General features: G+C 61.9%; 22 protein-coding genes. 10 read left to right on the forward strand and 12 right to left on the reverse strand.

Features of this window, described 5'->3' with window-relative positions:
- Position 1: 1 nt before the first annotated feature.
- The 4 genes from ACP7B1_RS14675 to ACP7B1_RS14690 are packed head-to-tail and all read right to left on the reverse strand — an operon-like array spanning position 2 to position 4,369.
- Positions 2-814: an enoyl-CoA hydratase family protein gene (locus ACP7B1_RS14675; RefSeq protein ID WP_346305732.1), complete on the reverse strand. Its 813-nt coding sequence runs from the start codon at positions 812-814 to the stop codon at positions 2-4.
- On the reverse strand, positions 807-1,310 hold the full coding sequence (locus tag ACP7B1_RS14680; RefSeq protein ID WP_346305733.1) for a MarR family winged helix-turn-helix transcriptional regulator: 504 nt from the start codon (positions 1,308-1,310) through the stop codon (positions 807-809). The genes ACP7B1_RS14675 and ACP7B1_RS14680 overlap by 8 nt, the downstream gene beginning before the upstream one ends.
- On the reverse strand, positions 1,307-2,071 hold the full coding sequence (locus ACP7B1_RS14685) for an SDR family NAD(P)-dependent oxidoreductase (RefSeq protein WP_346305734.1): 765 nt from the start codon (positions 2,069-2,071) through the stop codon (positions 1,307-1,309). The genes ACP7B1_RS14680 and ACP7B1_RS14685 overlap by 4 nt, the downstream gene beginning before the upstream one ends.
- A complete protein-coding gene (locus ACP7B1_RS14690) occupies positions 2,072-4,369 on the reverse strand; it encodes a bifunctional salicylyl-CoA 5-hydroxylase/oxidoreductase (protein WP_346305735.1) in 2,298 nt (765 codons plus the stop codon).
- Between the two features lie 137 nt (positions 4,370-4,506).
- Between ACP7B1_RS14690 and ACP7B1_RS14695 the strand changes: the two genes are divergently transcribed.
- From ACP7B1_RS14695 to ACP7B1_RS14725, 7 genes are all read left to right on the forward strand, one after another.
- Positions 4,507-5,271 (forward strand): enoyl-CoA hydratase-related protein, encoded by a 765-nt coding sequence (locus ACP7B1_RS14695; RefSeq protein WP_346305736.1) that lies wholly within the window; start codon positions 4,507-4,509, stop codon positions 5,269-5,271.
- Between the two features lies 1 nt (position 5,272).
- Positions 5,273-6,691 (forward strand): 3-hydroxyacyl-CoA dehydrogenase NAD-binding domain-containing protein, encoded by a 1,419-nt coding sequence (locus ACP7B1_RS14700; protein ID WP_346305737.1) that lies wholly within the window; start codon positions 5,273-5,275, stop codon positions 6,689-6,691.
- A gap of 70 nt (positions 6,692-6,761) precedes the next feature.
- Positions 6,762-7,898 carry an ABC transporter substrate-binding protein gene (locus ACP7B1_RS14705; protein WP_346305738.1) on the forward strand — a complete coding sequence of 379 codons (1,137 nt, stop codon included), beginning with the start codon at positions 6,762-6,764 and terminating at the stop codon, positions 7,896-7,898.
- A 76-nt stretch (positions 7,899-7,974) separates the two neighbouring features.
- A complete protein-coding gene (locus ACP7B1_RS14710; RefSeq protein WP_346305739.1) occupies positions 7,975-8,895 on the forward strand; it encodes a branched-chain amino acid ABC transporter permease in 921 nt (306 codons plus the stop codon).
- An 8-nt stretch (positions 8,896-8,903) separates the two neighbouring features.
- Positions 8,904-9,887 carry a branched-chain amino acid ABC transporter permease gene (locus tag ACP7B1_RS14715; protein WP_346305740.1) on the forward strand — a complete coding sequence of 328 codons (984 nt, stop codon included), beginning with the start codon at positions 8,904-8,906 and terminating at the stop codon, positions 9,885-9,887.
- Entirely contained in the window at positions 9,880-10,629 is a 750-nt protein-coding gene (locus ACP7B1_RS14720; protein WP_346305741.1) for an ABC transporter ATP-binding protein, read from the forward strand. The genes ACP7B1_RS14715 and ACP7B1_RS14720 overlap by 8 nt, the downstream gene beginning before the upstream one ends.
- Positions 10,626-11,312 carry an ABC transporter ATP-binding protein gene (locus tag ACP7B1_RS14725; protein ID WP_346305754.1) on the forward strand — a complete coding sequence of 229 codons (687 nt, stop codon included), beginning with the start codon at positions 10,626-10,628 and terminating at the stop codon, positions 11,310-11,312. Before ACP7B1_RS14720 ends, ACP7B1_RS14725 begins: the two co-directional genes overlap by 4 nt.
- A gap of 34 nt (positions 11,313-11,346) precedes the next feature.
- Here ACP7B1_RS14725 and ACP7B1_RS14730 read toward each other — a convergent pair whose 3' ends face one another.
- Positions 11,347-13,608, reverse strand: a complete 2,262-nt coding sequence (locus tag ACP7B1_RS14730; RefSeq protein ID WP_346305742.1) for a heavy metal translocating P-type ATPase — start codon at positions 13,606-13,608, stop codon at positions 11,347-11,349.
- Between the two features lie 70 nt (positions 13,609-13,678).
- On the opposite strand from ACP7B1_RS14730, the gene ACP7B1_RS14735 reads away from it, so the two are divergent.
- Positions 13,679-14,101 carry a MerR family transcriptional regulator gene (locus ACP7B1_RS14735; protein WP_105735390.1) on the forward strand — a complete coding sequence of 141 codons (423 nt, stop codon included), beginning with the start codon at positions 13,679-13,681 and terminating at the stop codon, positions 14,099-14,101.
- A 43-nt stretch (positions 14,102-14,144) separates the two neighbouring features.
- Here ACP7B1_RS14735 and ACP7B1_RS14740 read toward each other — a convergent pair whose 3' ends face one another.
- From ACP7B1_RS14740 to ACP7B1_RS14770, 7 genes are all read right to left on the reverse strand, one after another.
- A complete protein-coding gene (locus ACP7B1_RS14740; protein WP_346305743.1) occupies positions 14,145-14,861 on the reverse strand; it encodes a L,D-transpeptidase in 717 nt (238 codons plus the stop codon).
- Positions 14,862-15,053: 192 nt separating this feature from the next.
- The gene (locus tag ACP7B1_RS14745) at positions 15,054-15,773 is read right to left on the reverse strand and encodes an MgtC/SapB family protein (RefSeq protein WP_346305744.1); all 720 of its coding nucleotides are present in this window, start codon (positions 15,771-15,773) and stop codon (positions 15,054-15,056) included.
- A 21-nt stretch (positions 15,774-15,794) separates the two neighbouring features.
- Positions 15,795-16,286, reverse strand: a complete 492-nt coding sequence (locus tag ACP7B1_RS14750) for a DUF2493 domain-containing protein (protein WP_346305745.1) — start codon at positions 16,284-16,286, stop codon at positions 15,795-15,797.
- Positions 16,287-16,325: 39 nt separating this feature from the next.
- The gene (locus ACP7B1_RS14755) at positions 16,326-16,628 is read right to left on the reverse strand and encodes a hypothetical protein (protein WP_346305746.1); all 303 of its coding nucleotides are present in this window, start codon (positions 16,626-16,628) and stop codon (positions 16,326-16,328) included.
- Between the two features lie 72 nt (positions 16,629-16,700).
- Entirely contained in the window at positions 16,701-19,415 is a 2,715-nt protein-coding gene (gene mgtA / locus ACP7B1_RS14760; RefSeq protein ID WP_346305747.1) for a magnesium-translocating P-type ATPase, read from the reverse strand.
- A gap of 250 nt (positions 19,416-19,665) precedes the next feature.
- The gene (locus tag ACP7B1_RS14765; protein ID WP_346305748.1) at positions 19,666-19,935 is read right to left on the reverse strand and encodes a hypothetical protein; all 270 of its coding nucleotides are present in this window, start codon (positions 19,933-19,935) and stop codon (positions 19,666-19,668) included.
- Positions 19,936-20,005: 70 nt separating this feature from the next.
- Complete coding sequence (locus tag ACP7B1_RS14770) at positions 20,006-20,389, reverse strand: hypothetical protein (RefSeq protein ID WP_346305749.1); 384 nt, start codon at positions 20,387-20,389, stop codon at positions 20,006-20,008.
- Here ACP7B1_RS14770 and ACP7B1_RS14775 point away from each other — a divergent pair.
- Positions 20,382-22,139: an ABC transporter ATP-binding protein gene (locus tag ACP7B1_RS14775; RefSeq protein ID WP_346305750.1), complete on the forward strand. Its 1,758-nt coding sequence runs from the start codon at positions 20,382-20,384 to the stop codon at positions 22,137-22,139. The genes ACP7B1_RS14770 and ACP7B1_RS14775 overlap by 8 nt on opposite strands.
- 62 nt (positions 22,140-22,201) lie before the next feature.
- Positions 22,202-23,890 (forward strand): AMP-binding protein, encoded by a 1,689-nt coding sequence (locus ACP7B1_RS14780; protein ID WP_346305751.1) that lies wholly within the window; start codon positions 22,202-22,204, stop codon positions 23,888-23,890.
- The last annotated feature ends 9 nt before the right edge of the window (positions 23,891-23,899 follow it).

Raw genomic sequence — 23,899 nt, forward strand, 5'->3', positions numbered from 1 at the left:
CTCAGTCGCCCTTGAACACTGGGGTCTGATGCGCAACGAAGGCATCATAGGCCCGCTGGAAATCCTGCGTCTGCATGCACAGGGCCTGCGCCTGCGCCTCCGCCTCGATGGCCTGATCGATAGACATGGACCATTCCTGGTTCAGCATGGTCTTGGTCATCATATGGCCGAATGTCGGGCCTTCGGCGAGGCGTCTTGCCAGTTTCAGTGCCTCAGCGTCCAGCGTTTCCGCATCGACAATGCGGTTGTAGAAGCCCCAGCGCTCGCCCTCTTCGGCGGACATGCTGCGCCCGGTATAGAGCAGTTCGGCCGCCCGGCCCTGGCCGATGATCCTTGGCAGGATGGCACATGCGCCCATATCGCAGCCGGCAAGTCCGACACGCGTGAACAGGAAGGCGGTTTTGGCGGCCGGTGTCGCCAGACGCAGATCGGACGCCATGGCGATGATCGCGCCTGCACCCACGCACACGCCGTCCACGGCGGCTATAACCGTCTTGCCGCAATGCATGATGGCTTTGACCAGATCGCCCGTCATGCGGGTGAATTCCAGCAGGCTCTTCATGTCCATCTGCAGAAGCGGGCCGATGATATCGTGCACATCGCCGCCCGAGCAGAAATTGCCGCCATTGGAGCCGAAAACCACGGCCTTGATGTCGTCGGCATAGACGAGCGCGCGAAAACAGTCGCGCAGTTCGGCATAGCTGTCGAATGTCAGCGGGTTCTTGCGCTCCGGCCGATCAAGCGAGATAACCGCGATGCCGTCGGTGACATGCCATTTGAAATGGGTCGCCGTGTAATTTGCCATCTCACGCATCGTGTTCCCCCTCGCTGTGCAGTCCTTGCGCATGTTCAATCGTGTCCAGCGTGGCGAGCAGCCCGGCTGTCACATCCACCGGCAGGCTGCCGAAAATCTCGTTGATCCAAAGCTCATGCGCGGCGGCCATCCGGGCGAACTCATCCCGGCCCCGCTGGGTTAGCCGGACCAGCATGGCGCGTTTGTCACCCGCAACCGGCACCCGCAACACCGCCCCATCCAACACGAGCCGCTCGATGATGCCGGTGACATTGCCGTTGGAAACCCGCAGCGCCGAGGAGAGCTCGCTCATTTTCAGCCCCTCCTCGAACCGGTAGAGCGCGGCCATGACATCAAAACGCGGCAGGGTCGTATCGAACTCGACCCGCAGGTTTTCGCGCACCACCGCCTCGACATGCTTGGTCGCCTTGAGCATTTTCAGCCAGACGCGCAGGCTCTGCTTCACCTGCTCGGGCCCGGCTTTGCGGGCGGCGGACGGGCTGGTCTTGCTGCTCATACTTCGCCTCCTGAAATGGATATGGCCTGCCCGGTGACGGAGCCGGAATGCGCGCCGCACAGCCAGAGCACCGTCTGCGCGATCTCCGCAGGCTGGATCAGGCGTTTCTGCGGATTGGATGCAACAAGCGCTGCAACGGCGTCCGCATGGCTCTTGCCGGTCTTCTGCATGATCGTTTCGATGGCGCGTTCAAGCATCGGCGTTTCGGTGAAGCCGGGACAGACGGCATTGACTGTCACCCCGGTCTTCGCCAGTTCCAGCGCCAGCGACTGCACCAGCCCGATCACGCCGTGTTTCGCCGCGGCATAGGCTGAGACATAGGGATAGCCCTTCAGCCCCGCCGTCGAGGCAATGGCAATCAGCCGTCCGTCATTTTTCGCCAGCATATCGGTCAATCCCTGCTGGAAGGTCAGGAACACGCCGGTCAGGTTGAGATCGATCTGGCTTTGCCATGTCGCAAGGTCAAGTTTCTGGAATGGCGTGCTGGCAGCCGACCCGGCATTGGCAATGGCGATGTCGAGCGGACCAGCTTCGCTGCGGATGCGTTCGAACAGCTGGCGGGAGGAACCCTCATCCGTGACATCGGCAGCGATGGGAACAATGCGTTCCGACTGTGCCGCGATCTCATTCAAGGCATCCATCCGGCGGCCCGCGATCACCACCCTTGCCCCCTCGCCCGCCAGGGCAAGCGCGATGGCGGCGCCGACGCCGGAGCCGCCGCCGGTGACCAATGCGACCTTGCCCTGGAGTGATTGCGTCATCTATGCGCCCTCGATGGGAGCAATGACTTCGGCACGCTCCGCCAGCCGGTACATCTGATCCCGCCCGGGATAATAGGGTTTCGGCCAGTCCACGCCCTTGTCACCCAGCGCCACGGCCGCATGCAGGGTCCAGTAGGGATCGGCGAGATGCGGGCGTGCAAGGCACACCAGATCGGCACGGCCGGCAAGCAGGATGGAATTGGCGTGATCCGGCTCGTAGATATTGCCGACGGCCATGGTTGCCATGCCCGTCTCGTTGCGGATGCGGTCGGAGAACGGCGTCTGGAACATGCGGCCATACACCGGCTTGGCGTCTATCGAGGTCTGTCCAGCCGACACGTCGCAGATATCGACACCCGCCTCCTGCAGCATCCGTGCGATATCGACGGCATCCTGCGGGGTTATGCCCTTGTCGCCCACCCAGTCATTGGCGGAAATGCGCATGGAGATCGGTTTTCCCGACGGCCAGACGAGACGCACCGCACGGAAAATCTCCAAGGGATAGCGCATGCGGTTTTCCAGGGAGCCACCATAGGCGTCGGTGCGGTTGTTCATGACCGGCGTTATGAACGACGACAGGAGATAGCCATGCGCCGCATGGATTTCCAGCATGTCGAACCCGGCCCGGTCAGCCATTTCGGCCGAGGCAACGAACTGGTCACGCACCCGGTCCATATCGGCCCGGGTCATGGCGGTAGGTGTCTGGTTGTCCGCTGACCATGGCAGGTCGGAGGCGGACAGAACCGGCCAGTTGCCGTCAGGCAGCGGCACATCCGTTCCCTCCCAGCCAAGGCGCGTCGAGCCCTTCGCACCGGAATGCCCAAGCTGGCAGCTGACCTTGGCACCGGTCTCCGCATGGATGAAATCGACAATGCGCTTCCACGCCACCTCATGCTCCGGCGCATACATGCCGGTGCAGCCGGGTGTGATCCGCCCTTCCGGACTGACGCAGGTCATCTCGATGGTCACCAGTCCCGCCCCGCCCTTGGCGCGCTCCCCGTAATGGACGAGATGCCAGTCGGTGGGCGTCCCGTCGACGGCCTTGTACTGCGCCATCGGCGAGACCACGATGCGGTTCTTCAGGGTCAGATCACGCAGTCTGAATGGCGCAAACATCGGCGCGCGCTGCGTTCCCCGCTTCGCCCCGGCCTTTTCCTGAAACCACGCTTCGGCGCTTCCCAGCCACGCCCTGTCACGCAGCCGCAGGTTTTCATGGCTGATGCGCTGCGAACGGGTCAGAAGCGAATAGTTGAATTGGACCGGATCGAGATCGAAATAGCGCTCGACCTCCTCGAACCATTCGAGCGAATTGCGCGCTGCCGATTGCAACCGCAGCACCTGCAGCCGCCGCTCGTCCTCGTATTTGGCAAAGGCGTCCGCAACGGACTTTTCCGAATGCAGATAGCCAGCCAACGCAATCGCGCTTTCCAGCGCCAGCTTGGTACCGGAACCGATGGAGAAATGCGCTGTCGCCGCCGCATCGCCCAGCAGGACCACATTGTCGTGGGACCACTTTTCGCACAGCACGCGCGGAAAACTGATCCAGGCCGAACCGCGGATATGGTTGGCATTGGTCATCAGCGCATGGCCGCCAAGATATTTGGCGAAAATCCGCTCGCAGACCGCAATCGACTCCTGCTGGCTCATTGCGCCAAAGCCGAACTTGTCCCAGGTCTGCTGGCTGCATTCGACGATGAAGGTCGCCGTATCCGCATCGAACTGGTAGGCATGCGCCCAGACCCAGCCATGCTCGGTTTCCTCAAAGATGAAGGTGAAGGCATCGTCGAATTTCTGGTGTGTGCCAAGCCAGACGAACTTGCATTTGCGCGTGTCGATTTCCGGCTTGAAATGCGCGGCAAAGGTCGAGCGGGCGCGGGAATTCAACCCGTCGGCGGCAACGACCAGATCGTAATTCTTGGCAAGGGCGGCGATGTCTTCGACAGGTGTTTCAAACTGCAGCTTGACGCCGAGTTCGCGCGCCCGCTCCTGCAGCAGCATCAGCAGCGTCTTGCGCCCGATGCCGCAAAAGCCGTGGCCGGTCGACACCGTCTCGGTCTGCTTGAAATGAACGGCAATATCGTCCCAATAGGCGAAATGGTCGCGGATCGCATCGGCACTGACGGGATCGTTGGCGGCGAGATTGGACAGGGTTTCGCTTGACAGCACCACGCCCCAGCCGAAGGTGTCATCGGCCCTGTTACGCTCGATCACCGTGATGTCGTGGCCGGGATCGCGCAGCTTCATGCTGATCGCGAAATAGAGACCGGCGGGCCCTCCTCCAAGACAGGCGATCTTCATCAGGCACACTCCCGTTTGACCTTGCTCATCGTGTCACCGCATCAAAATAATTTCAAGCATGAAATTTCAAGCTTGAATAATTTCCGATTTATAGGGATAGTCTGGTCAAGCAGAGCAAACTGCAGGGGGGATGCGATATGGAAAACTATATCCAAACCGACGTGAAGGATGGTTACGCCATCCTGACATTGACACGCCCCGAGGCGCGCAATGCGCTGAACACCAGCATGCTCAAGCAGCTGGCCGAGAGCCTCGCGCGTTTCGACCGCGACCCCGAAATCCGCACCATCATCCTCACCGGCGCCGAGGGCAATTTTGCTTCTGGCGCTGACGTCGGCGAAATCGCCGACAAAACATCCGTCGATGGCGTGCACGATCTGCGCCTGCATGCATGGGACGCCATCGCCAGGGTGCGCAAGCCGCTGATCGCGGCGGTAGAGGGCTATTGTCTCGGCGGCGGATTTGAACTGGCGCAGCGCTGCGACCTGATCGTTGCTGCCGGCAATGCCACCTTCGGGCAGCCGGAAATCCGGCTCGGCCTTATTCCCGGTGCGGGCGGCATTCAGCGGCTGACAGCGCTTCTGGGAAAATCCCGGGCAATGCGGCTGCTGCTGACCGGTGAAACCATCAGCGGCACCGATGCGTTCGACTGGGGTATTGCGTCGCACGGCACCCCGGCCGGGGAAAGCCTCGCGACGGCTGAAGACCTTGCCGCGAAACTCGCCAAGGGCGCACCGCTGGCCCAGCAGTTCGTCAAGCAGGCGGTGCTGACAGCACTGGACGATCAGAATGCCCTGGCGCTGGAGCGCCGGTCGTTCGAATTGCTGCTCTCGACTGACGACAAGGCCGAGGGCATTGCCGCCTTCCGCGCCAAGCGCCAACCCGAATTCCGGGGGCGCTAGCGTGGGCAAGCCGGTCAACATTGTTGGCGTTGCCGGTGCAGGCACCATGGGCCGGGGCATCGCGCATCTGCTGGCACGATCCGGAATAAAGACAATCCTCTATGACACGCAGGACGGCATGGCCGCCAAGGCGAAGGCTGCGATCCTTGCCGATATCGGCCAGCGCATCGCTCGCGGCAAATCGACGGAAGGCGAGCGCGACGCCTGCGCCGGGAACATCGTCATCGCCGACACCTTGCAGGACATGGCGCCGGCGCATCTCGTCATCGAAGCGATCATCGAGACGCTGGACGCCAAGGCAGACCTGTTTCAGGCACTGGAGAAGGTCTGCGCCACGGATTGCCTCCTTGCCACCAACACCTCTTCCCTTTCCGTCGAAGCCATTGCCCGCACGATCCGGCATCCCCAGCGCTTTGCCGGGCTGCACTTCTTCAACCCCGCCCCGCTGATGAAGCTGGTGGAGGTCGTCGCTGGGCCACAAACGGAAGCAGGCGTGACGGAGCGGCTGTCCGGTCTCGTCAATATCTTGGGCAAGCAGCCCGTCGAGGTGCGCGACAGCCCCGGCTTTCTCGTCAATCGCTGTGCCCGGCCCTTCTACGGCGAAGCGCTGCAACTTCTGGAAGATCGCGTTACCGATGCCGCAACCATCGACATGTGCCTCACATCGTCAGGCGGCTTTCCGCTCGGACCGTTCGAGCTGATCGATCTTGTCGGCGTGGATATCAACCTCGCCGCAACAGCCTCCGTATGGCAGGGATTCGACCGGTCGCCACGCTTCAAGCCGTCACCGCTCCTCGAGAATATGAAGGCCGGGGGCAGGCTCGGCCGCAAAACCGGAAGCGGATTTTTCACCTATCCGCGTCAGGACAATGTGCTGCCCGGTGACAGTTCCATATCCACTGTCGACGAGTTGAAGCGGCAACTGGAAACACGCACCGGTGTTGCCGTGCATCTGAGCGACGGGCGGACGGCCCGCGAACTGTCCACGGACAGCCGCCAGCCGGTCATCGTGCTTGACCGGCAGATCGGCCATTGGCGCGGTCCCGTTTCCCTCGCCTTCGCCCAGCATGATCTGCGCGATGCCGATATCCAGTCCATAGCACTGCAGGCCAAATCGCTGGGCATTGAACTGCACGAGGTGACGGACACGCCCGGCCTCATATTCCTGCGCGTGGCGGCCATGCTGGTCAATGAAGCCGCCTTCGCCTTCGGACAGGGACTGGCCACGACGGCGGGAATCGATACCGCGCTGAAACTCGGCCTGAATTTCCGCCACGGCCCGCACGAGATGCTGGAGGCGCTCGGGATCGCGGCGATCACCAACACGCTGGAGCGTTGCGGCCAGATCCACCCTTCCGGGCGGTATGATGCGTGCCCGGCTTTGACCAGCTTTGCGCAGGAGAAATCAACCCAGAGTTAGTCAGCACGGGCACTTGCATCGCGAATCAATTTAGAATTGAGATGAACCATAAAATAAGGGGAACGACGCAATGAAACGAATAGCAGCAGCGGCATTGATGGCGGGTTTGACTTTTGCCGGTCAGGCCATGGCCGAACCCGTGAAGATCGGCATGATCACGACATTGTCCGGCGGCGGTGCAGGCCTTGGCATCGATATACGCGACGGCTTCCTTCTCGCCATCAAGGAGTCCGGCAACAAGGACATCAAGGTCATCGTCGAGGACGATGCGCAGAAGCCGGAACTTGCCGTGCAGATCGCCGACAAGATGGTCCAGAGCGAAAAAGTCGACATCCTGACCGGTATCGTCTGGTCCAACCTCGCCATGGCGGTCGTGCCGGGTGTTGTCGGCCAGGGCACCTTCTACCTGTCGACCAATGCCGGCCCCTCCGCACTGGCCGGCGCCAACTGCAATCCGAACTATTTCAACGTCGCCTACCAGAACGACAATCTGCATGAGGCCATGGGCAATTACGCCAACACGGCAAACTACAAGAAGACCTTCATTCTTGCGCCGAACTATCCCGCTGGCACCGATGCGCTCACCGGCTTCAAGCGCTTCTACAAGGGTGCGCTGGCAGGCGAGCTCTACACCAAGGTCGGCCAGACCGACTATGCCACCGAGATCGCGCAGATCCGCGCTTCGGGTGCCGATTCCGTCTACTTCTTCCTGCCCGGTGGCATGGGCATCGCCTTCATGAAGCAGTATTCGCAGTCCGGCATTTCCACGCCGGTCATGGGTCCCGGCTTCTCCTTCGATCAGGACGTGCTCGGCGCCATCGGCGATGCGGCCATCGGCGTGAAGAACTCGTCGCACTGGTCGAAGGATCTCGATAACACCGCCAACAAGAAATATGTCGCTGCGTTCAAGGCCGAGTACAAGCGCCTGCCGTCGCTCTATGCGACACAGGGCTACGACACAGCGAACCTGATCCTTTCGGCCGTCGCCAAGGCCAGCGTCAAGGACAAGGATGCGTTCCGCGCCGCCCTCAAGGAAGCCAAGTTCGATTCCGTGCGCGGCAAATTCAAGTTCGGCAACAACAACCACCCGATCCAGGACATCTATGTGCGTGAAGTGATCAAGGAAGACGGCGTTCTCACCAACAAGATCGTCGCCACCAGCTTCACCGATCACCAGGATGCCTACGCGGCCAGCTGCAAGATGTGAACGATAGACGGGCGCGCGGGCGAAAAATTCGCGTGCCCTTTACACCTGTGATCGTCTCATCGGATTGGATTGAACCTTGTCTTCGGCCCTCCTCATCGAACAAGCCCTCAACGGCCTGCAGTTCGGCGTCATGCTGTTTCTGATGGCCGCCGGATTGACGCTGATCTTCGGCGTCATGGGCGTGATCAACCTTGCCCACGGTTCGCTCTACATGGTCGGGGCCTTCGCCTGCGCGGCGGTTGCCGCCTATACCGGCTCGTTCTGGCTCGGCCTGGTGGCAAGTCTCATTGCCGCTGCCGCCGCAGGCGCCATCGTCGAAGTCACGGTGATCCGCCGTCTCTACAACCGCGATCATCTGGATCAGGTTCTTGCCACCTTCGCTCTCATCCTGATCTTTTCCGAGGGCACGCGCTGGGTGTTCGGCTCCTTTCCGCTCTATCTCGACATCCCGAAGGTGCTGCAGGGCGCGATCAGCCTGCCGGGCGGCGGGCAGTACCAGCTTTACCGGCTTGCCATCATCGGCGCCGGTCTCATCGTCGCCATCGGGCTTTATCTGCTGATCGCAAAGACAAGGCTCGGCATGCGCATCCGCGCCGGTGAATCCGACCGGGAAATGATCGGCGCGCTCGGCGTCGACATCGCTTCTCTCAACACCATCGTCTTTGCCCTTGGCGCTGCGCTGGCTGGCCTCGCCGGCGCGCTTGTCGGTGCACTGCAATCGGTGCAGGTCGGCATGGGCGAACCGGTGCTCATCCTCGCCTTCGTCGTCATCGTCATCGGCGGCATCGGCTCCATCAAGGGCGCGCTGGCCGGCGCCATTCTTGTCGGCGTGGTCGATACCATGGGCCGGTTCCTGCTGCCGCAGCTTTTTGCCCTGTTCATGCAGCCGTCACAGGCGGCCACGGCAGGCGCGGCCATCGCCTCGATGCTCATCTACATCGTCATGGCCTTCATTCTGGCAGTGAGGCCGAAGGGCCTCTTTGCGGTCAATGCGTGAGGGGCGGGATGGCTGATCGCGAACGCCTTGTGAATATCGCCCTGGCCTTGGTCGTGCCGGCCTGCGCTATTGCCGCCCATGGCATGGGCGAGCCCTTCTACGTGACCCTTGCCACCCGCATTGCCATTCTTGCGCTTGCGGCGGTGGGGCTGAACCTCGCCCTTGGCCTTGGCGGCCTTGTCTCCTTCGGCCATGCCGCCTTTTTCGGCATCGGCGGCTATGCCGCCGGTATCTTTGCCACCCATGCCTTCAACCAGACCCCGCTGCTCACCGCCCCCGTCGTGCTCATGGCGACAAACCAGATGCCGGTGATCTGGCTGGTGAGTGCTGCCGTCGCCGGTCTGGCCGCGTTGCTGATCGGCCTGATCAGCCTGCGCACCTCCGGCGTCTATTTCATCATGATCACCCTCGCCTTTGCCCAGATGATCTACTACTTCGCCATCTCGTGGCCCGCCTATGGCGGCGAGGACGGCCTGTCGATCACCATGCGCAACGGCTTTCCCGGGGTGAACACGCTCAATCCCCTCAGCTTCTTCCTGATCGCCTATTGCCTGCTCCTGCTGGCGCTGTTCGCCTTCTCCCGGCTCAGGGACTCGCGTTTCGGTGCGGCGCTGCAGGCCACGCGGCAGAACGAGGTGCGGGTGGCGTCCATCGGCATCCGGCCGCTGCGCATCCGCCTCGTCGCCTTCATCCTGTCGGGCATGATCACCGCGATTGCCGGTGCGCTGTTTGCCGATCTCAACCGCTTTGTCGGCCCCTCCATGCTGTCGTGGAGCATGTCGGGCGAACTCATCGTGCTGATCATATTGGGCGGTACCGGCCGTCTCTTCGGGCCCGTCGCCGGCGCCATCCTGTTCGTGTTGTTCGAATTTGCCCTCGGCGGGCTGACAGAGCATTGGCAGCTGTTCCTCGGCCTCATTCTGCTTGCTGTCGTGCTGTTCGGGCGTGGCGGTCTCATCGGGCTTCTGGCCGGGAAGGTGCGTCATGGCTGAACCCGTTCTCAGCATCCGGAACCTGTGCAAATCCTTCGGCGCGCTGAAGGCCACCGACGATGTCAGTCTTGATCTTCATCCCGGCGAAATCCACGCGCTGATCGGCCCGAACGGTGCGGGTAAATCGACACTGATCCACCAGATCGCCGGAACGCTGAAGCACAATAGCGGCTCCATCCACTTCATGGGCCGGGATGTCTCGGCGCTTGGCGTCTCACACCGCGCGCAACTGGGGCTCGGCCGCACCTTCCAGATCTCGTCGCTGACGCCCGAGTTTTCGGCACTGCGCAATGTCATGCTGGCCGTACAGGCCAATCAGGGGTCGAGTTTCCGTTTCTGGAAGCCTGTCATGGCGGATGCATCGCTCAAGGACACCGCGCGCGACATGCTCGGCCGGGTGGGACTGCTTGAGCGGGCCGATATACCCAGCGCCGAACTTTCCCATGGCGAACGGCGGCAGCTGGAAATTGCCATTGCGCTGGCGCTCGGTCCGAAAGCCTTCCTGCTCGATGAGCCGATGGCGGGCATGGGACCGGAAGGCTCGAAACGCCTCACCGCCTTTCTCGACACACTACGGCACGAGGCACCGATCCTCTTGATCGAACACGACATGGATGCCGTCTTTGCCCTCGCCGACCGCATTTCGGTGCTGGTCTATGGCCGCATCATTGCCACCGGCACGGTCGACGACATCCGTCGAAACCCGCTGGTGCGTGAAGCCTATCTCGGGGAGAGCGTCTGATGCTGCTGGAACTTGCCGGAGTCGAGACATTCTACGGCGCGTCGCAGGCGCTTTTCGGCGTCAATCTTGCGATGGCGGAAGGCGAAGCCGTGGCGCTGATGGGCCGCAACGGCATGGGCAAGACCACCACCATCCGCTCGATCTTCGGGCTCTCGCCGCTGCGCCATGGCACGGTGCGTTTCGCCGGCCATGATATCTCGTCGGCAAAACCCTATCGCATTGCCCGGCTCGGGCTGGGACTGGTGCCGGAAGGACGGCGCTGCTTTCCCAACCTGACGGTGGCGGAAAATCTGCTGGCTTCGGCGCGAAAGGGATTCTGGACCATCAAGGAGGTCAATGCCCTCTTCCCGCGCCTGGCGGAGCGGTCCGGGCAATATGCCAACACGCTGTCGGGCGGCGAGCAGCAGATGCTTGCCGTAGGGCGCGCCCTGATGACCAACCCTAAGCTGATCGTTCTCGATGAGGCGACGGAGGGCCTTGCGCCGGTTATCCGGCAGGAAATCTGGAAAGCCATCGCCGCATTGAAACAGCAGGGTCAGTCCATTCTGGTTGTCGACAAGACCCTGTCCGAACTGCTTCCGGTGGCCGACCGCTGCTTTGTGCTTGAGCGGGGCCGCACTGTCTGGAGCGGTGTGCCGGCCGAATTGACCGGCGCGATTCAGGATCGTTATCTCGGCGTCTGACGGCCTCCAACAGGAGGCCGCCACATATCATGTCTTACGCGCGGCCCTTCCAGCCGAGAAGCCGCATGGCATTGGCGGTAACCAGCACCGTCGCGCCGGTATCGGCAAGGATTGCCGGCCACAGACCGGTCAGACCGATGATCGTCGTCACCAGGAAGACCGCCTTCAGGCCGAGCGCAACGCCGATGTTCTGGCGGATATTGCTCATCACCGTTTTCGACAGGTCGATCATGTTGGCGACATCGATCACCCGGCCGTGCAGGATTGCCGCATCGGCGGTTTCAAGCGCCACATCCGTGCCGCCGCCCATGGCAATGCCGATGTCGGCCGCGGCAAGCGCCGGAGCATCATTGATGCCGTCGCCGACCTTGGCCACGGTCATGCCAGCGCGCTGCATCTCGCCGACGATCCGCTGCTTGTCCTGCGGCAGCAGTTCTGCTCTCGGCTCGATACCGAGCTTGGAGGCAATGGCCTTCGCCGTACGGCTGTTGTCGCCGGTCAGCATGACGGCCTTGATGCCCTGCTCTTTCAAAACGGCAAGGCCGCGCTCCGCATCGGCCCTCGGCTCGTCGCGCATGGCCAGCAAGCCCGCAAGTTTGCCATCGACAACCACGAGGGAAACCGTTTTACCCTGGTCGTTCAGCGCGGCGATGGACGCCGTCTGTTCCGCGCTGAGCGGCGCCGTTGCGGCGACGGCCTGCGGCGAACCGAGGAACACGTCCTTGCCACCAACGGTTCCCTCGACGCCCTTGCCGGAAACGGCCTTTGCCGCGGTGGACGAAAGAATGGCAACCGCATCCGCCTTGGCCCGGTCGAGAATGGCCACCGCCAGAGGATGGCTCGAACCGGTTTCCAGCGCCGCGGCCAGCGACAGGATTTCTTGTTCCGGCAGGCCGAATGACACGATATCCGTGACCACGGGCTTGCCTTCGGTCAGGGTGCCGGTCTTGTCAAAGGCGACGGCCGTCACCTTACGGAAAGTTTCAAGCACGGCACCGCCCTTCATCAGCAGCCCGCGCCGCGCACCGGCGGAGAGGCCGGCGGCAATGGCGGCCGGTGTTGAAATCACCAGAGCGCAGGGGCAGCCGATCAGGAGAATGGCAAGGCCCTTATAGACCCATTCGCTCCAGATGCCGCCCATGAACAAGGGCGGGACGACGGCGACAAGCGCCGCGACAACCATGATGCCCGGTGTGTAATAGCGCGAGAAACCGTCGATGAAGCGTTCCGTCGGCGCCTTGCTTTCCTGTGCTTCTTCCACGAGACGGATCACCCGGGCGATTGTGTTGTCGCTTGCCGTCGCGGTGACGGCGATGCGCAGGACGCCATCTGTATTGATGGTTCCGGCGAAAACCGGATCACCGGCATTCTTGCGCTTGGGCGTGCTTTCGCCCGTGACCGGCGCTTCGTCGATCTCGCTGGTTCCCTCGGTGATGTCGCCGTCGGCGGGAATGCGGTCACCCGGCCGCACCAGAATGATGTCGCCAATGGCAAGCGCATCGGCAGGAACCGAGACGGTGTTGCCGCCACGCTCCACCAGCGCGGTTTTGGGGACGAGATCGGCGAGGCCCTGGATGCTGGCGCGGGCACGGCCGGCGGCAACGCCCTCAAGCATTTCGCCGATCAGGAACAGAAAGACCACGGCGGCGGCTTCTTCACCCGCGCCAATGATCACCGCGCCGATGGCTGCGACCGTCATCAGCATTTCGATGGAAAATGGTGTGCCGGAACGCGCCGCCATCAGCGCACGGCGGGCAATGGGCACAAGCCCGACCAGCATCGCCACGACAAAGGCTCCGTTGGCGATATCCGGAAAAAGCTTGCCGACGGCATAGGCCGCGACAAGGGCGACACCGCTGATGATGGTCAGAAAGCCCTTGCGGCTCTGCCACCAGCGGGCCGGCCCAGCGCTTTGCACTGGAGCGGCCACAGCCGCGTTTGTGTCCGCGTGGGCATGCCCGGCATGATCGTGGCCCGCATGGTCATGGTCGTGGTGATCATGATCCGCGTGGTTGTGGTTGGCATGGTCATGCCCGCTGCATGACGGAGCCGCCACCGGCGCCGGGCTCTTGGCTGTCAGCGGCGAAACCTTGTAGCCAAGACCATTCACCTTTTTCTCGAGAACACCGAGATCGGCGGTGTCGTCGTGTTTGACCGTCATCGTGCCCGCCGTCACCGACACGGAAATGTCGGCCACGCCAGGCAACCGGCGCACCGCCGTATCGATCTTGGCCGCACAGCTTGCACAGTCCATGCCCTCGACCCGGAAGCGGGTTTGCGTTGGCGCTGCTGTCATGATTCAACCTCTCTTGACTCTGTTGCCGGCAAGGCTACATGCTCTAGCGACTAGAGGAGCAAGCGAAATGTTGAAAGAAATTTCGATCGGCGAAGCAGCAAAGCGCAGCGGCGTCAAAGTGCCGACCATCCGCTATTACGAACAGATCGGGCTGTTGGCGGCGCCGGCGCGCACCGATGGCAACCGGCGGCACTATGAAGACACGGATATCCGCAGGCTGGCATTCATCCGCCATGCGCGCGAGCTCGGCTTCGAGATCGACTCCATCCGCACCCTGCTGCACCTGCAGGATGATCCCAACCAGCCCTGCGAAACCGCCGACGGCATTGCCAATGCGCGCCTCATCGAGGTCGAGCAGCGCATTCGCAGCCTGAATGCGCTGAAGGCCGAGCTGGAACTGATGGTGGAGGGATGCCGGCACGGCCGTGTTGCCGAATGCCGCGTTATCGAAATTCTGGCCGATCACGGCAAATGCGCGCATGCGCAACACTAGGCCGCAGTCACAACCGGCGCGGCCGTACTCATAAGTCCTGGTCCTAAATAACCAGCAGCGGGGCCTTGCCGGGGACGCGCTCATAGAGATCCATCACGTCCTGATTGAACATGCGCACGCAGCCCGACGATGCGGATTTGCCGATGGAGTTCCAGTCCGGCGAACCGTGAATGCGGTACAGCGTATCGACACCGCCCTGAAAGATGTAGAGGGCTCGCGAACCCAGGGGATTGTTGACACCCGGCGGCATGCCCTGGCGCCATTTTTCCAGCTTCGGATCGCGTGCAATCATGGTCGATGGCGGTGTCCAGGTCGGCCACTTGCGCTTCCACTGGACAATGGCGCGGCCCTTCCAGGAATAGCCCTGCCGGCCGAGCCCGACGCCATAGCGCATCGCTTTGCCGTTCTTCAGAACCAGATAAAGAAACTTGTCGACGGTGTTGACGACGATCGTGCCGGGTTTCTCCCCTGTCGGATCGTCGACGACCTGCCGCAGGAATTTTTCATTGACCTTGGCAAAGGGTATCGCCGGCAGCCTGTAGCCCTCCTCTTCGACCGCCTGATACATGCTGATGTAATCGGGCTTTACCGGTGCCGGTGCGGCAACCTCGACGGGTGCCGGCTTGTCCGCCGGCACGGCATCCTGCGAACCGGCAAGATCGAGCGACTGTTTGGGCAACTGGGCACAGGCAGCGACGGCTGAAACGCCAAGGAGCGACAGGCCGGTCAGGAATGACCGGCGCGAAACGAGGGATGACATTCTGTATGCTTTCAAACGATGGGACAGGCGGGGCGGACAGGCGGTCGTGGTCACCGCTTGCCCCTATCCTTTTAAAACGGATCGCGGCAACCGTGTGTCAAAAACAAGGCAGAACGTAATGTCTGTGGCACTGTTGCATTATGATCACAGTATATATCAGACTGTAAACTTGCGTGATAATGCAACATTATCCTAGTCCTTTGTGCTGCCCTCCCACGTTCCGTGGGAAATGCCGTGCTGCTTTTCCATATGGGCAATCACCGCGTCGATCTCATCCGGATCGATCGCCGTGCTGACCAGCGTGGCCACGATTTCCACGGTCTCGTCATCGCCCTGATCGGTGATTTCGACGTCGCTGACGGGATAATCCGCCTCTTCAAGCCGTTCGACCAGAAGGTCGCGCATGGTCGGCATGGCCGCGCGGGTCGATATCAGCTTGACCTCATAGGTCGCTTCCGCCGCCTGCTCGCTGATCGGGATGCGGTTGATGGCATTGACCAGCGGGCGCAGCAGCGTATTGCCGGCAAGCACAAACACCGTCAGCAGCGCCGCTTCGGCGAGCATGTCCGTGCCGGCACAGGCACCCACCGCCGCCGAACACCAGAGCGTTGCCGCGGTGTTCAGCCCCCGCACATTCATCCCTTCCTTCATGATCACGCCCGCACCGAGAAAGCCGATGCCGGAAACCACGTAGGAAATCACCCGGACGGCTTCCGTCGTCCCGGCAATCCGCTGCGCCAGATCGACGAAGGCCGCCGAACCAATGGCGACAAGTACATTGGTGCGCAGCCCGGCCGTCCGCTGCCGGTACTGGCGCTCCGCGCCAATCAGCGTGCCGAAGATGAAGGCGGCGACGAAGCTGATGGTCGTATCGAGAAAGGGATAGAGGTCGAATGTCTGTATGAACTTCATGGGGTCACCGCAGCTGGCTCGTCATGCGAGGCTAGCATTTCTCCGGTTAACAATGATGACAGTCCCTGTCATCGCCAGATGGGCGGCTTGGCGCGGCATGTCGCCCTCCGGACTGTCGGCGCAATGATCCGCAGGCGCCCCCGCCTCGCCGTCGGAAGATCGCTCCAGGCTTCGGGCCGTGATCACCGGAATATGCCTGGCATGGGCCTGCTGCACCAGTTCCTGCAGATGCCTGCCGCCGGGAAAGGCCAGCAGCGCATCGGGGCAGCTGTCTTCCAGCATGAAGCGGTTGCGCTTCGTGTCGGCCTGCTTGCCCAGCAGCGACCAGTTGGCGGGATAGCGGATGATATGGACATCGTTCTGCCGGGCCCAGTCCTCGGCCACCGATCCCAGGGCGGGAAGACCGCCATGGATGAGAACCGTCACCGGGCAGGCCGCATGAATGCGGTTCAGTTCGTCGAGAATGGCTTCGGCGACATCGAAATGCCGGCCACCGGAAATCAAAAGGCGCATGATGTGCTCCTTGCAGTCTGTGTTGAAATGGGAGGCGTGCTACCAGCGTGCCCGCCGCATGATGCGGATGGCGCTCTGGTTCAGGGAGGACGACCACTGGATGAGGCGCCAGCTGCGCCTGCGATTGAGAACGCCCCGGCGGTGCAGCCGCGTGGCAAGCCAGAACAATCCCTGTCCTGTCACGGCCAAAAGCCAGCAGAGCCATCGCAGGAACTGATCCCTTATCCGGGAACGGCGCGGTTCCGGGCGCTTCGAAAGCGAGCCGCGTTTGGGCAAACCACCCCATGAACCATGGGGCGGCGTGCTTGCCTGAAAGTGCAGGATGAAATCGGTCATGACCATATCAGATCTCCTCTGGCGGTCTTGCGGAACGGGAGGATGACGGGCGGCCAATGCCGCCCGCTGTTTGACGGTTCAGAACCACTGGCCGAAGCGGCGGATGTAGATCGCCTTCATCGTCTGGGCGACGACGCAGTAGCTGAACAGGGTAGCCACCAGCCAGGGGAAGTAGCTCCAGGGCAGAGGCTGCAATCCGACCAGCGCGCCGAGCGGCGAGAACGGCACATAGATTCCGAGGCCCATCACCAGGATCGACATCAGCATGACCGGCAGGGCCGCCGTGCTCTGGATGAAGGGGATCTTCTGCGTGCGCAGCATGTGCACGACCAGCGTCTGCGACAGAAGCCCCTCGATGAACCAGCCGGACTGGAACAGCGACTGATGTTCGGGCGCATTGGCGGCAAAGACGAACCACATCAGGGCGAAGGTGGTCATGTCGAAGATCGACGAGGTCGGTCCGATCCACAGCATGAAGCGGCCGATGTTCCTCGCATCCCACTTGCGCGGCTTGCTGAGGAATTCCTTGTCCATCTTGTCCCACGGCAATGCCAGCTGCGAGATATCGTACATCAGGTTCTGGATGAGCAGATGGATCGCCAGCATCGGCAGGAACGGGATGAAGGCGCTGGCCACGAGCACCGAGAACACGTTGCCGAAGTTGGAGCTGGCCGTCATGTTCAGGTACTTCATGATGTTGCCGAAGGTCTCGCGACCCTTGATGACGCCCTCTTCGAGCACCATCAGGCTCTTTTCCAGAAGGATGATATCGGCCGATTCCTTGGCGATATCCGCACCGCTGTCGACGGAAATGCCGACATCCGCATCGCGCAGCGCCGGGGCATCGTTGATCCCGTCGCCGAGGAAGCCGACCGTGTGGCCATTGGCCTGCAGGGCCTTGAGCACCCGCGATTTCTGCAGGGGCGTCAGCTTGGCGAAGACGACGCGCTCCTCCACCAGTTGCCGCAGTGCACTGTCGTCCAGCTTCTCAATGTCTCGGCCGAGCAGCGGTATCCCGGCTTCAAGCCCGACCTCACGGCAGATCTTGAGGCTGACCACCTCATTGTCACCGGTCAGCAGCTTGACCGCGACGCCGTGTTCGGCCAGCGCCGCAATCGCCGGTCCGGCGGTTTCCTTGGGCGGGTCGAGGAAGGTCAGGAAACCTTCGACGATCAGCTCGTTTTCATCCGCGATGCCGTATTGTGCCTTGGTGTCCCCGGCCGGGATTTCCCGGGTGGCGACCACCAGAACACGGAATCCGTCCTCATTGTAGGCGCGGGCGATGGCAACCAGTGCCTTGCGGCTGGTGTCGTCGAGCACGCGGACATCGTTCCCGTCGCGCATGCGGGTGGCAATACCAAGCATTTCCTCCACGGCACCCTTGCAGACCAGCAGGTGCTCGCCGGCCACGCCTTCGACCACCACCGACAGCCGCCGGCGGATGAAATCAAACGGCATCTCGTCCACCTTGCGATAGAAGGCGGCGGTCCGCATGTTATCGGCCGATGCATCGGTAAAGCGCAGCACAGCCTGATCCATCAGGTTCTTCACGCCGCTCTGATGATGGCTGTTGAGCCATGCAAGGCGCAGCACCGTCTCGTCGCGCTTGCCGTAGACATCGACATGATGCTCCAGGATAATCTTGTCCTGGGTCAGCGTGCCTGTTTTGTCCGTGCACAGGATGTCCATGGCACCAAAGTTCTGGATGGCGTTGAGACGCTTGACCACGACCTTGCGCCGGGCCATGGCAACGGCGCCCTTGGCCAGATTGGACGAGACGATCATCGGCAGCATTTCCGGCGTCAGGCCGACGGCAACCGCAAGCGCGAACAGCAGGGCTTCCAGCCAGTCACCCTTGACGAAACCGTTGATCAGGAAGACGACCGGCACCATCACCAGCATGAAGCGGATAAGCAGCCAGCTGACACTGTTGATGCCGCGGTCGAAGGCGGTTTGCGCCCGCGAACCGACGATGGATTTGGCAAGCGAACCGAAATAGGTGCGCGATCCCGTCGCCACGACGACAGCCGTCGCCGTGCCACTGACCACATTGGTGCCCATGAAGCAGATATTGGGAACGTCAAGCATGTCGGTCTGATCCGAGGCAATGCCCAGTGCCGACTTCTCGGCAACCGCGCCGAGCGTGTCGTATTTTTCGACGGGAATGGCTTCGCCCGTCAGGACCGCCTGGCTGACATAGAGATCGCGCGATTCGATCAGACGCACGTCGGCCGGGATCATATCACCAGCGGACAGGCGCACCACATCGCCCGCCACGAGTTCCCGCATCGGAATTTCGAGCATTTCGGACGGGGTTGTCGCACGGTTCCGGCGCAGCACCGTGGCCGTCGTGCGCACCATCGCCTTCAAGGCTTCGGCCGCCTTGCCGGAGCGGTATTCCTGCACGAAGCGCATGATGCCGCTGGCCAGGATCATGACGGTGAGGATGATCACCTTGGTCGGGTCCGGCGCATCGCCGTTCTGCATAGGCAGCCAGCAATCGGTGAAAGCGCTGATCAGGCCAAGGACGATCAGCACCATGATGAAAGGGTTCTGGAAAGCCGACATGAACTGGACGAGCGCATGCGGGCGCCGGTCATGGGCGACCTCGTTTGCCCCGTCCTTGATCAGGCGTTCCGTCGCATCGCGGATCGTCAGGCCGTCCCGGTGGCTTTTGACGTTGGCGAGGGTGATGTCGATATCGTTCTGGGCTTCGCGTACAGCCCGCATGGACAGCTTGCGGCTGTCCTTCTTCTCCGCATTCAATGCGGAATTCTTGAGAATGACGTTCATTTTCTGGTCTCCTGCCGCTTTGCGCGACAGCGACACCAGCTCCGGATCACCTGAAATTCAGGCGCAACAAGCCGTGCCGAGCCGTCACGTCCACGGTCGGTTTTGGGGAATTTGCTCTTTGGGATCGCCCGCCATGCTTGCCGGTCACCGGCAGCACGGCGGGCCTACTAGGATAGTCGTCCATGGGATACTCCTTCATGCCGCGCCCTATGGCCAGAAGGCGCGTGCGCGGCGTTTGGCAAAACAGCGGTCAGATCATGCGGCCCGACTGATAGACCGCCAGCACCAGCCCGAGTTTTTCAACCGGGTCCAAAACGGGTGCGGGCGGCTCATTATCGGCATGCCAGCGCATTTCAAGCCGGCCATTGACCGGATTGACGCGCCAATCCGCCTGCAGATTGGAAAAAAGGTGCTGTTTCTGGGGTGCTGCGGAAATGCTGTTCCGTTGCACGGCAAGCCGCCCGCGGGCGCGGTTGGCGAAGGCGCGAACGCCTGGAAGAGTTGCGAACGTGATGTTCATGGCTCACCTCATTGACCGGAAGCGATCCGGCCGGGGTGAGCGACGGTGGAGCCCTAGGCCCTAACGTTGCTCATCCGGTGTACCGGATCGAGTCCTGCTCGTTAGTTGTTTCAAGCGCCCGGCCTCCCGCATCAACGGCAGTCAGGGCGCAGCTAGATTTGCTGTCCATCGTCTTCTTTGTGATTTGAAAAATGACCTGGGTAACCCAAGCAAAACCGCGATACGCCTGCTTGATGCGGGTTGTCAACCGGAAAGCTTGGCCATCGCGATTTTTGTCGCGCGAAATTGATCGTATCGGCTGCAACGGCTTGAATTCCGGCCCCAAATCGGCCTGCCCGGCATTCAGCGCCCGCAAAACATGTTCGCTTATGGGGGAGCGGCGTGCTAACGCTTCCCAAACAGTTCCATTCAAGCCAGAGAGCTTCCGGTTCTCGCCATACGTGCCCATGATCAAACGTTTTTTCGCCTATTACGCGCCCTACAAAGGGCTGTTCGCGCTGGACTTCTCCTGCGCCGTCCTGTCCGGCCTGCTGGAACTCGGCTTTCCCATGGCCGTGCGTGCCTTCATCGATGTGCTGTTGCCGAGCGAAAACTGGAGCTACATTCTTCTGGCGGCGGCCGGACTGCTTGCTGTCTATCTCCTCAATTCCGGCCTCACGGCGGTCGTTGTCTATTGGGGGCACAAGCTCGGCATCAACATTGAAACCGAGATGCGCCGCAAGAGCTTCGATCATTTGCAAAAGCTCTCCTTCCGCTTCTACGACAACCACAAGACGGGCCATCTCGTCGCCCGCGTGACCAAGGATCTCGAGGAGATCGGCGAAGTGGCGCATCACGGCCCGGAAGATCTGTTCATCGCCATCATGACCTTCATCGGCGCATTCCTGCTGATGTTCCTCATCAACCCGCATCTGGCCCTGCTGACGCTGGCCATCGTTCCCTTCGTTGCATGGGTCGCCAGCCGCTATGGCGGGCGCATGACCCGCAACTGGCAGAGCCTCTATCGGCGTGTCGGCGATTTCAATGTCCGCATCGAGGAGAATGTCGGCGGCATGCGCGTCGTGCAGGCCTTCGCCAACGAGGACCATGAGCGCGATCTCTTTGCCCATGACAATGCCCGCTACCGGGAAACCAAGCTGAGCGCCTACCGCATCATGGCGGCAAGCACTTCGCTGAACTATATGAGCATGCGGCTGATCCAGTTGATCGTGATGATCGCCGGCAGCTATTTCGTCATCACCGGCAGCCTTTCCAACGGCGGCTTCGTCAGCTTCCTGCTTCTGGTGACGGTGTTCGTGCGGCCGATCGAAAAGATCAACTCGGTTATCGAGACCTATCCAAAGGGCATCGCCGGGTTCAAGCGCTACACCGAGCTTCTCGACACCGAGCCCGATATCGCCGACCGGCCCGGTGCCGCCGATGTCAGCGGCCTCAAGGGCAATATCCGCTACGACAAGGTGAATTTCGGCTACACCGCCGACCGGACTGCGCTGCGCGATATCGATCTGGAGATCAGGGCCGGTGAGACCGTTGCCTTTGTCGGCTCCTCCGGTGCGGGGAAAACCACCCTCTGTTCGCTGCTTCCGCGCTTCTACGAGGTCGACTCCGGCGCGATCACCGTTGACGGCATCGACATCCGCGACATGACGCTCGCCTCGCTGCGCAGCCAGATCGGCGTTGTGCAGCAGGATGTCTTCCTGTTCGGCGGTTCCATTCGCGAGAACATCGCCTATGGCCGCCTCGATGCATCGGACGAAGACATTGCGCTTGCGGCCCGCCGCGCCCGGCTCGACGAAATGATAGCCGGTCTGCCTGCCGGGCTTGAGACCATTGTCGGCGAGCGCGGCGTCAAGCTGTCGGGCGGCCAGAAGCAGCGGCTTGCCATCGCCCGCATGTTCCTGAAAAACCCGCCCATCCTCATTCTCGATGAAGCGACATCGGCGCTCGACACGCAGACCGAGCGCGAAATCCAGGCATCCCTCGCCGAACTGGCACAGGGCCGCACGACCCTGGTCATCGCGCACCGGCTGGCGACGATCCGCAACGCCGACCGTATCGTCGTGGTCGATGATGCCCGGATTCTGGAACAGGGCAGCCACAGCGAACTGCTTGCCGCAGGCGGCGCCTACAAGCGGCTCTATCAGGTGCAGTTCGGCGATGCGGGCGCGGAAATCCTGCTTGACCGGGTGAACGGGAAAGCCTGAACTTTACAGCGCCGGTCAGAAACGTATGCTCCATCTGCTGAACGCTTTGGGAGGAGCAATCGATGATCAGGGAAAGCTACGTTCACGGTGCAAGCAGCCAGCCGCTGATCGGCGAAACGATCGGGCGGCATTTTGACCATATCGCCGGGCGGTTTCCCGACCGTCCCGCCCTTGTGGTCCGCCACCAGAATGTGCGCCTGAGCTATGCCGAACTGAAGCAGCGCGTTGACGCCGTCGCAGCGGGCCTCATCGCCCTCGGCCTGAAACCCGGTGACCGCATCGGCATCTGGTCACCCAACAATCTGGAATGGGTGCTGACCCAGTTCGCCACCGCCAAGGCCGGGCTCATCCTCGTCAACATCAATCCGGCCTACCGCTCACACGAGCTTGAATATGCCGTCAACAAGGTCGGCTGTGCCGCGCTGATCCTGTCGCCCGCCCTGAAGACCAGCAATTACCTCGACATATTGCGCGAGATCGCCCCGGAACTCGACAGCTGCGCGCCCGGCGAACTGCGGTCAGCGAAGCTGCCGACGCTGCGAACCGTCATTCGTCTGGGCGCGGACAAGACGCCGGGGATGCTCAACTTCGCCGATCTCGAACAGGCAGCCACAGCGCAAGCCATCGAACAGCTGCACGCCCTGGCGTCTGTGCTGCAGTTCGACGACCCGATCAACATCCAGTTCACCAGCGGCACCACCGGCAGCCCAAAGGGCGCGACGCTCAGTCACCACAATATTCTCAACAACGGCTTCTTCATCGGCGAGGCGATGCGCCTTACCGAAAACGACCGCCTGTGCATCCCGGTGCCGTTCTACCATTGCTTCGGCATGGTTCTCGGCAACCTCGCCTGCCTGACCCACGGCGCCTGCATGGTCATACCGGGCGAGGCATTCGATCCGCTCGCGGTGCTGCAGACGGTGGAGGCCGAGAAGTGCACCGGACTGCACGGTGTGCCAACCATGTTCATCGCAATACTTGGCCATGCCGATTTCAAGACATTCGATCTCAGCAGCCTGCGCACCGGCATCATGGCGGGCTCGCCCTGCCCGATAGAGGTGATGCGGAAAGTCATCCACGACATGCACCAGGGCGAAATCACCATCGCCTACGGGATGACGGAGACCAGTCCGGTCAGCTTCCAGAGCTCCGCCACCGACCCGCTGGAACGGCGCGTTTCGACGGTCGGGCGCATTCATCCGCATGTCGAGGTCAAGATCATCGATGCGGAGGGCGCCATTGTCGCGCCTGGTGTTACCGGTGAGCTTTTGACGCGCGGCTACAGCGTCATGCGCGGCTATTGGGGCGATGATGCCAATACCGCAGCCACCATCGACGCCGCCCGCTGGATGCACACCGGCGATCTCGCAACCATCGATGCGGAGGGCTATTGCAACATCGTCGGGCGTATCAAGGACCTGGTGATCCGGGGCGGCGAGAACATCTATCCGCGCGAGATCGAGGAGTTTCTCTACACTCATCCCGGCATCGCCGACGTGCAGGTGTTCGGCATCCCGGACAGCAAGTATGGCGAGTGCCTGTGCGCCTGGATCAAGGTGCGGCCCGGCGCCAGTCTCAGCGAGCAGGAGGTGCTGCTGTTCTGCAAGGGCAGGATCGCCCATTACAAGGTGCCGGCCCATATCCGCTTCGTCGAGGACTATCCGATGACCGTGACGGGCAAGATCCAGAAATTCATCATGCGGCAGGCCATGATCGACGAACTGGGCCTCATGGAGGCAAAAACCGCCTGAGTGTCGGTG

Source organism: Phyllobacterium sp. SL163, from assembly GCF_049896885.1.
Taxonomy (GTDB): Bacteria; Pseudomonadota; Alphaproteobacteria; order Rhizobiales; family Rhizobiaceae; genus Phyllobacterium; species Phyllobacterium calauticae.

Excerpts from the sequence above, each read along its gene's own strand:
- ACP7B1_RS14730 (WP_346305742.1), bottom strand. The coding sequence starts at position 13,608 with ATGACAGCAGCGCCAACGCAAACCCGCTTCCGGGTCGAGGGCATGGAC.
- ACP7B1_RS14780 (WP_346305751.1), top strand. The coding sequence starts at position 22,202 with ATGATCAGGGAAAGCTACGTTCACGGTGCAAGCAGCCAGCCGCTGATC.
- ACP7B1_RS14775 (WP_346305750.1), top strand. The coding sequence starts at position 20,382 with ATGATCAAACGTTTTTTCGCCTATTACGCGCCCTACAAAGGGCTGTTC.
- ACP7B1_RS14685 (WP_346305734.1), bottom strand. The coding sequence starts at position 2,071 with ATGACGCAATCACTCCAGGGCAAGGTCGCATTGGTCACCGGCGGCGGC.
- ACP7B1_RS14690 (WP_346305735.1), bottom strand. The coding sequence starts at position 4,369 with ATGAAGATCGCCTGTCTTGGAGGAGGGCCCGCCGGTCTCTATTTCGCG.
- mgtA (WP_346305747.1), bottom strand. The coding sequence starts at position 19,415 with ATGAACGTCATTCTCAAGAATTCCGCATTGAATGCGGAGAAGAAGGAC.
- ACP7B1_RS14750 (WP_346305745.1), bottom strand. The coding sequence starts at position 16,286 with ATGCGCCTTTTGATTTCCGGTGGCCGGCATTTCGATGTCGCCGAAGCC.
- ACP7B1_RS14720 (WP_346305741.1), top strand. The coding sequence starts at position 9,880 with ATGGCTGAACCCGTTCTCAGCATCCGGAACCTGTGCAAATCCTTCGGC.
- ACP7B1_RS14705 (WP_346305738.1), top strand. The coding sequence starts at position 6,762 with ATGAAACGAATAGCAGCAGCGGCATTGATGGCGGGTTTGACTTTTGCC.
- ACP7B1_RS14740 (WP_346305743.1), bottom strand. The coding sequence starts at position 14,861 with ATGTCATCCCTCGTTTCGCGCCGGTCATTCCTGACCGGCCTGTCGCTC.
- ACP7B1_RS14755 (WP_346305746.1), bottom strand. The coding sequence starts at position 16,628 with ATGGTCATGACCGATTTCATCCTGCACTTTCAGGCAAGCACGCCGCCC.
- ACP7B1_RS14695 (WP_346305736.1), top strand. The coding sequence starts at position 4,507 with ATGGAAAACTATATCCAAACCGACGTGAAGGATGGTTACGCCATCCTG.
- ACP7B1_RS14675 (WP_346305732.1), bottom strand. The coding sequence starts at position 814 with ATGCGTGAGATGGCAAATTACACGGCGACCCATTTCAAATGGCATGTC.
- ACP7B1_RS14745 (WP_346305744.1), bottom strand. The coding sequence starts at position 15,773 with ATGAAGTTCATACAGACATTCGACCTCTATCCCTTTCTCGATACGACC.
- ACP7B1_RS14680 (WP_346305733.1), bottom strand. The coding sequence starts at position 1,310 with ATGAGCAGCAAGACCAGCCCGTCCGCCGCCCGCAAAGCCGGGCCCGAG.
- ACP7B1_RS14715 (WP_346305740.1), top strand. The coding sequence starts at position 8,904 with ATGGCTGATCGCGAACGCCTTGTGAATATCGCCCTGGCCTTGGTCGTG.
- ACP7B1_RS14765 (WP_346305748.1), bottom strand. The coding sequence starts at position 19,935 with ATGAACATCACGTTCGCAACTCTTCCAGGCGTTCGCGCCTTCGCCAAC.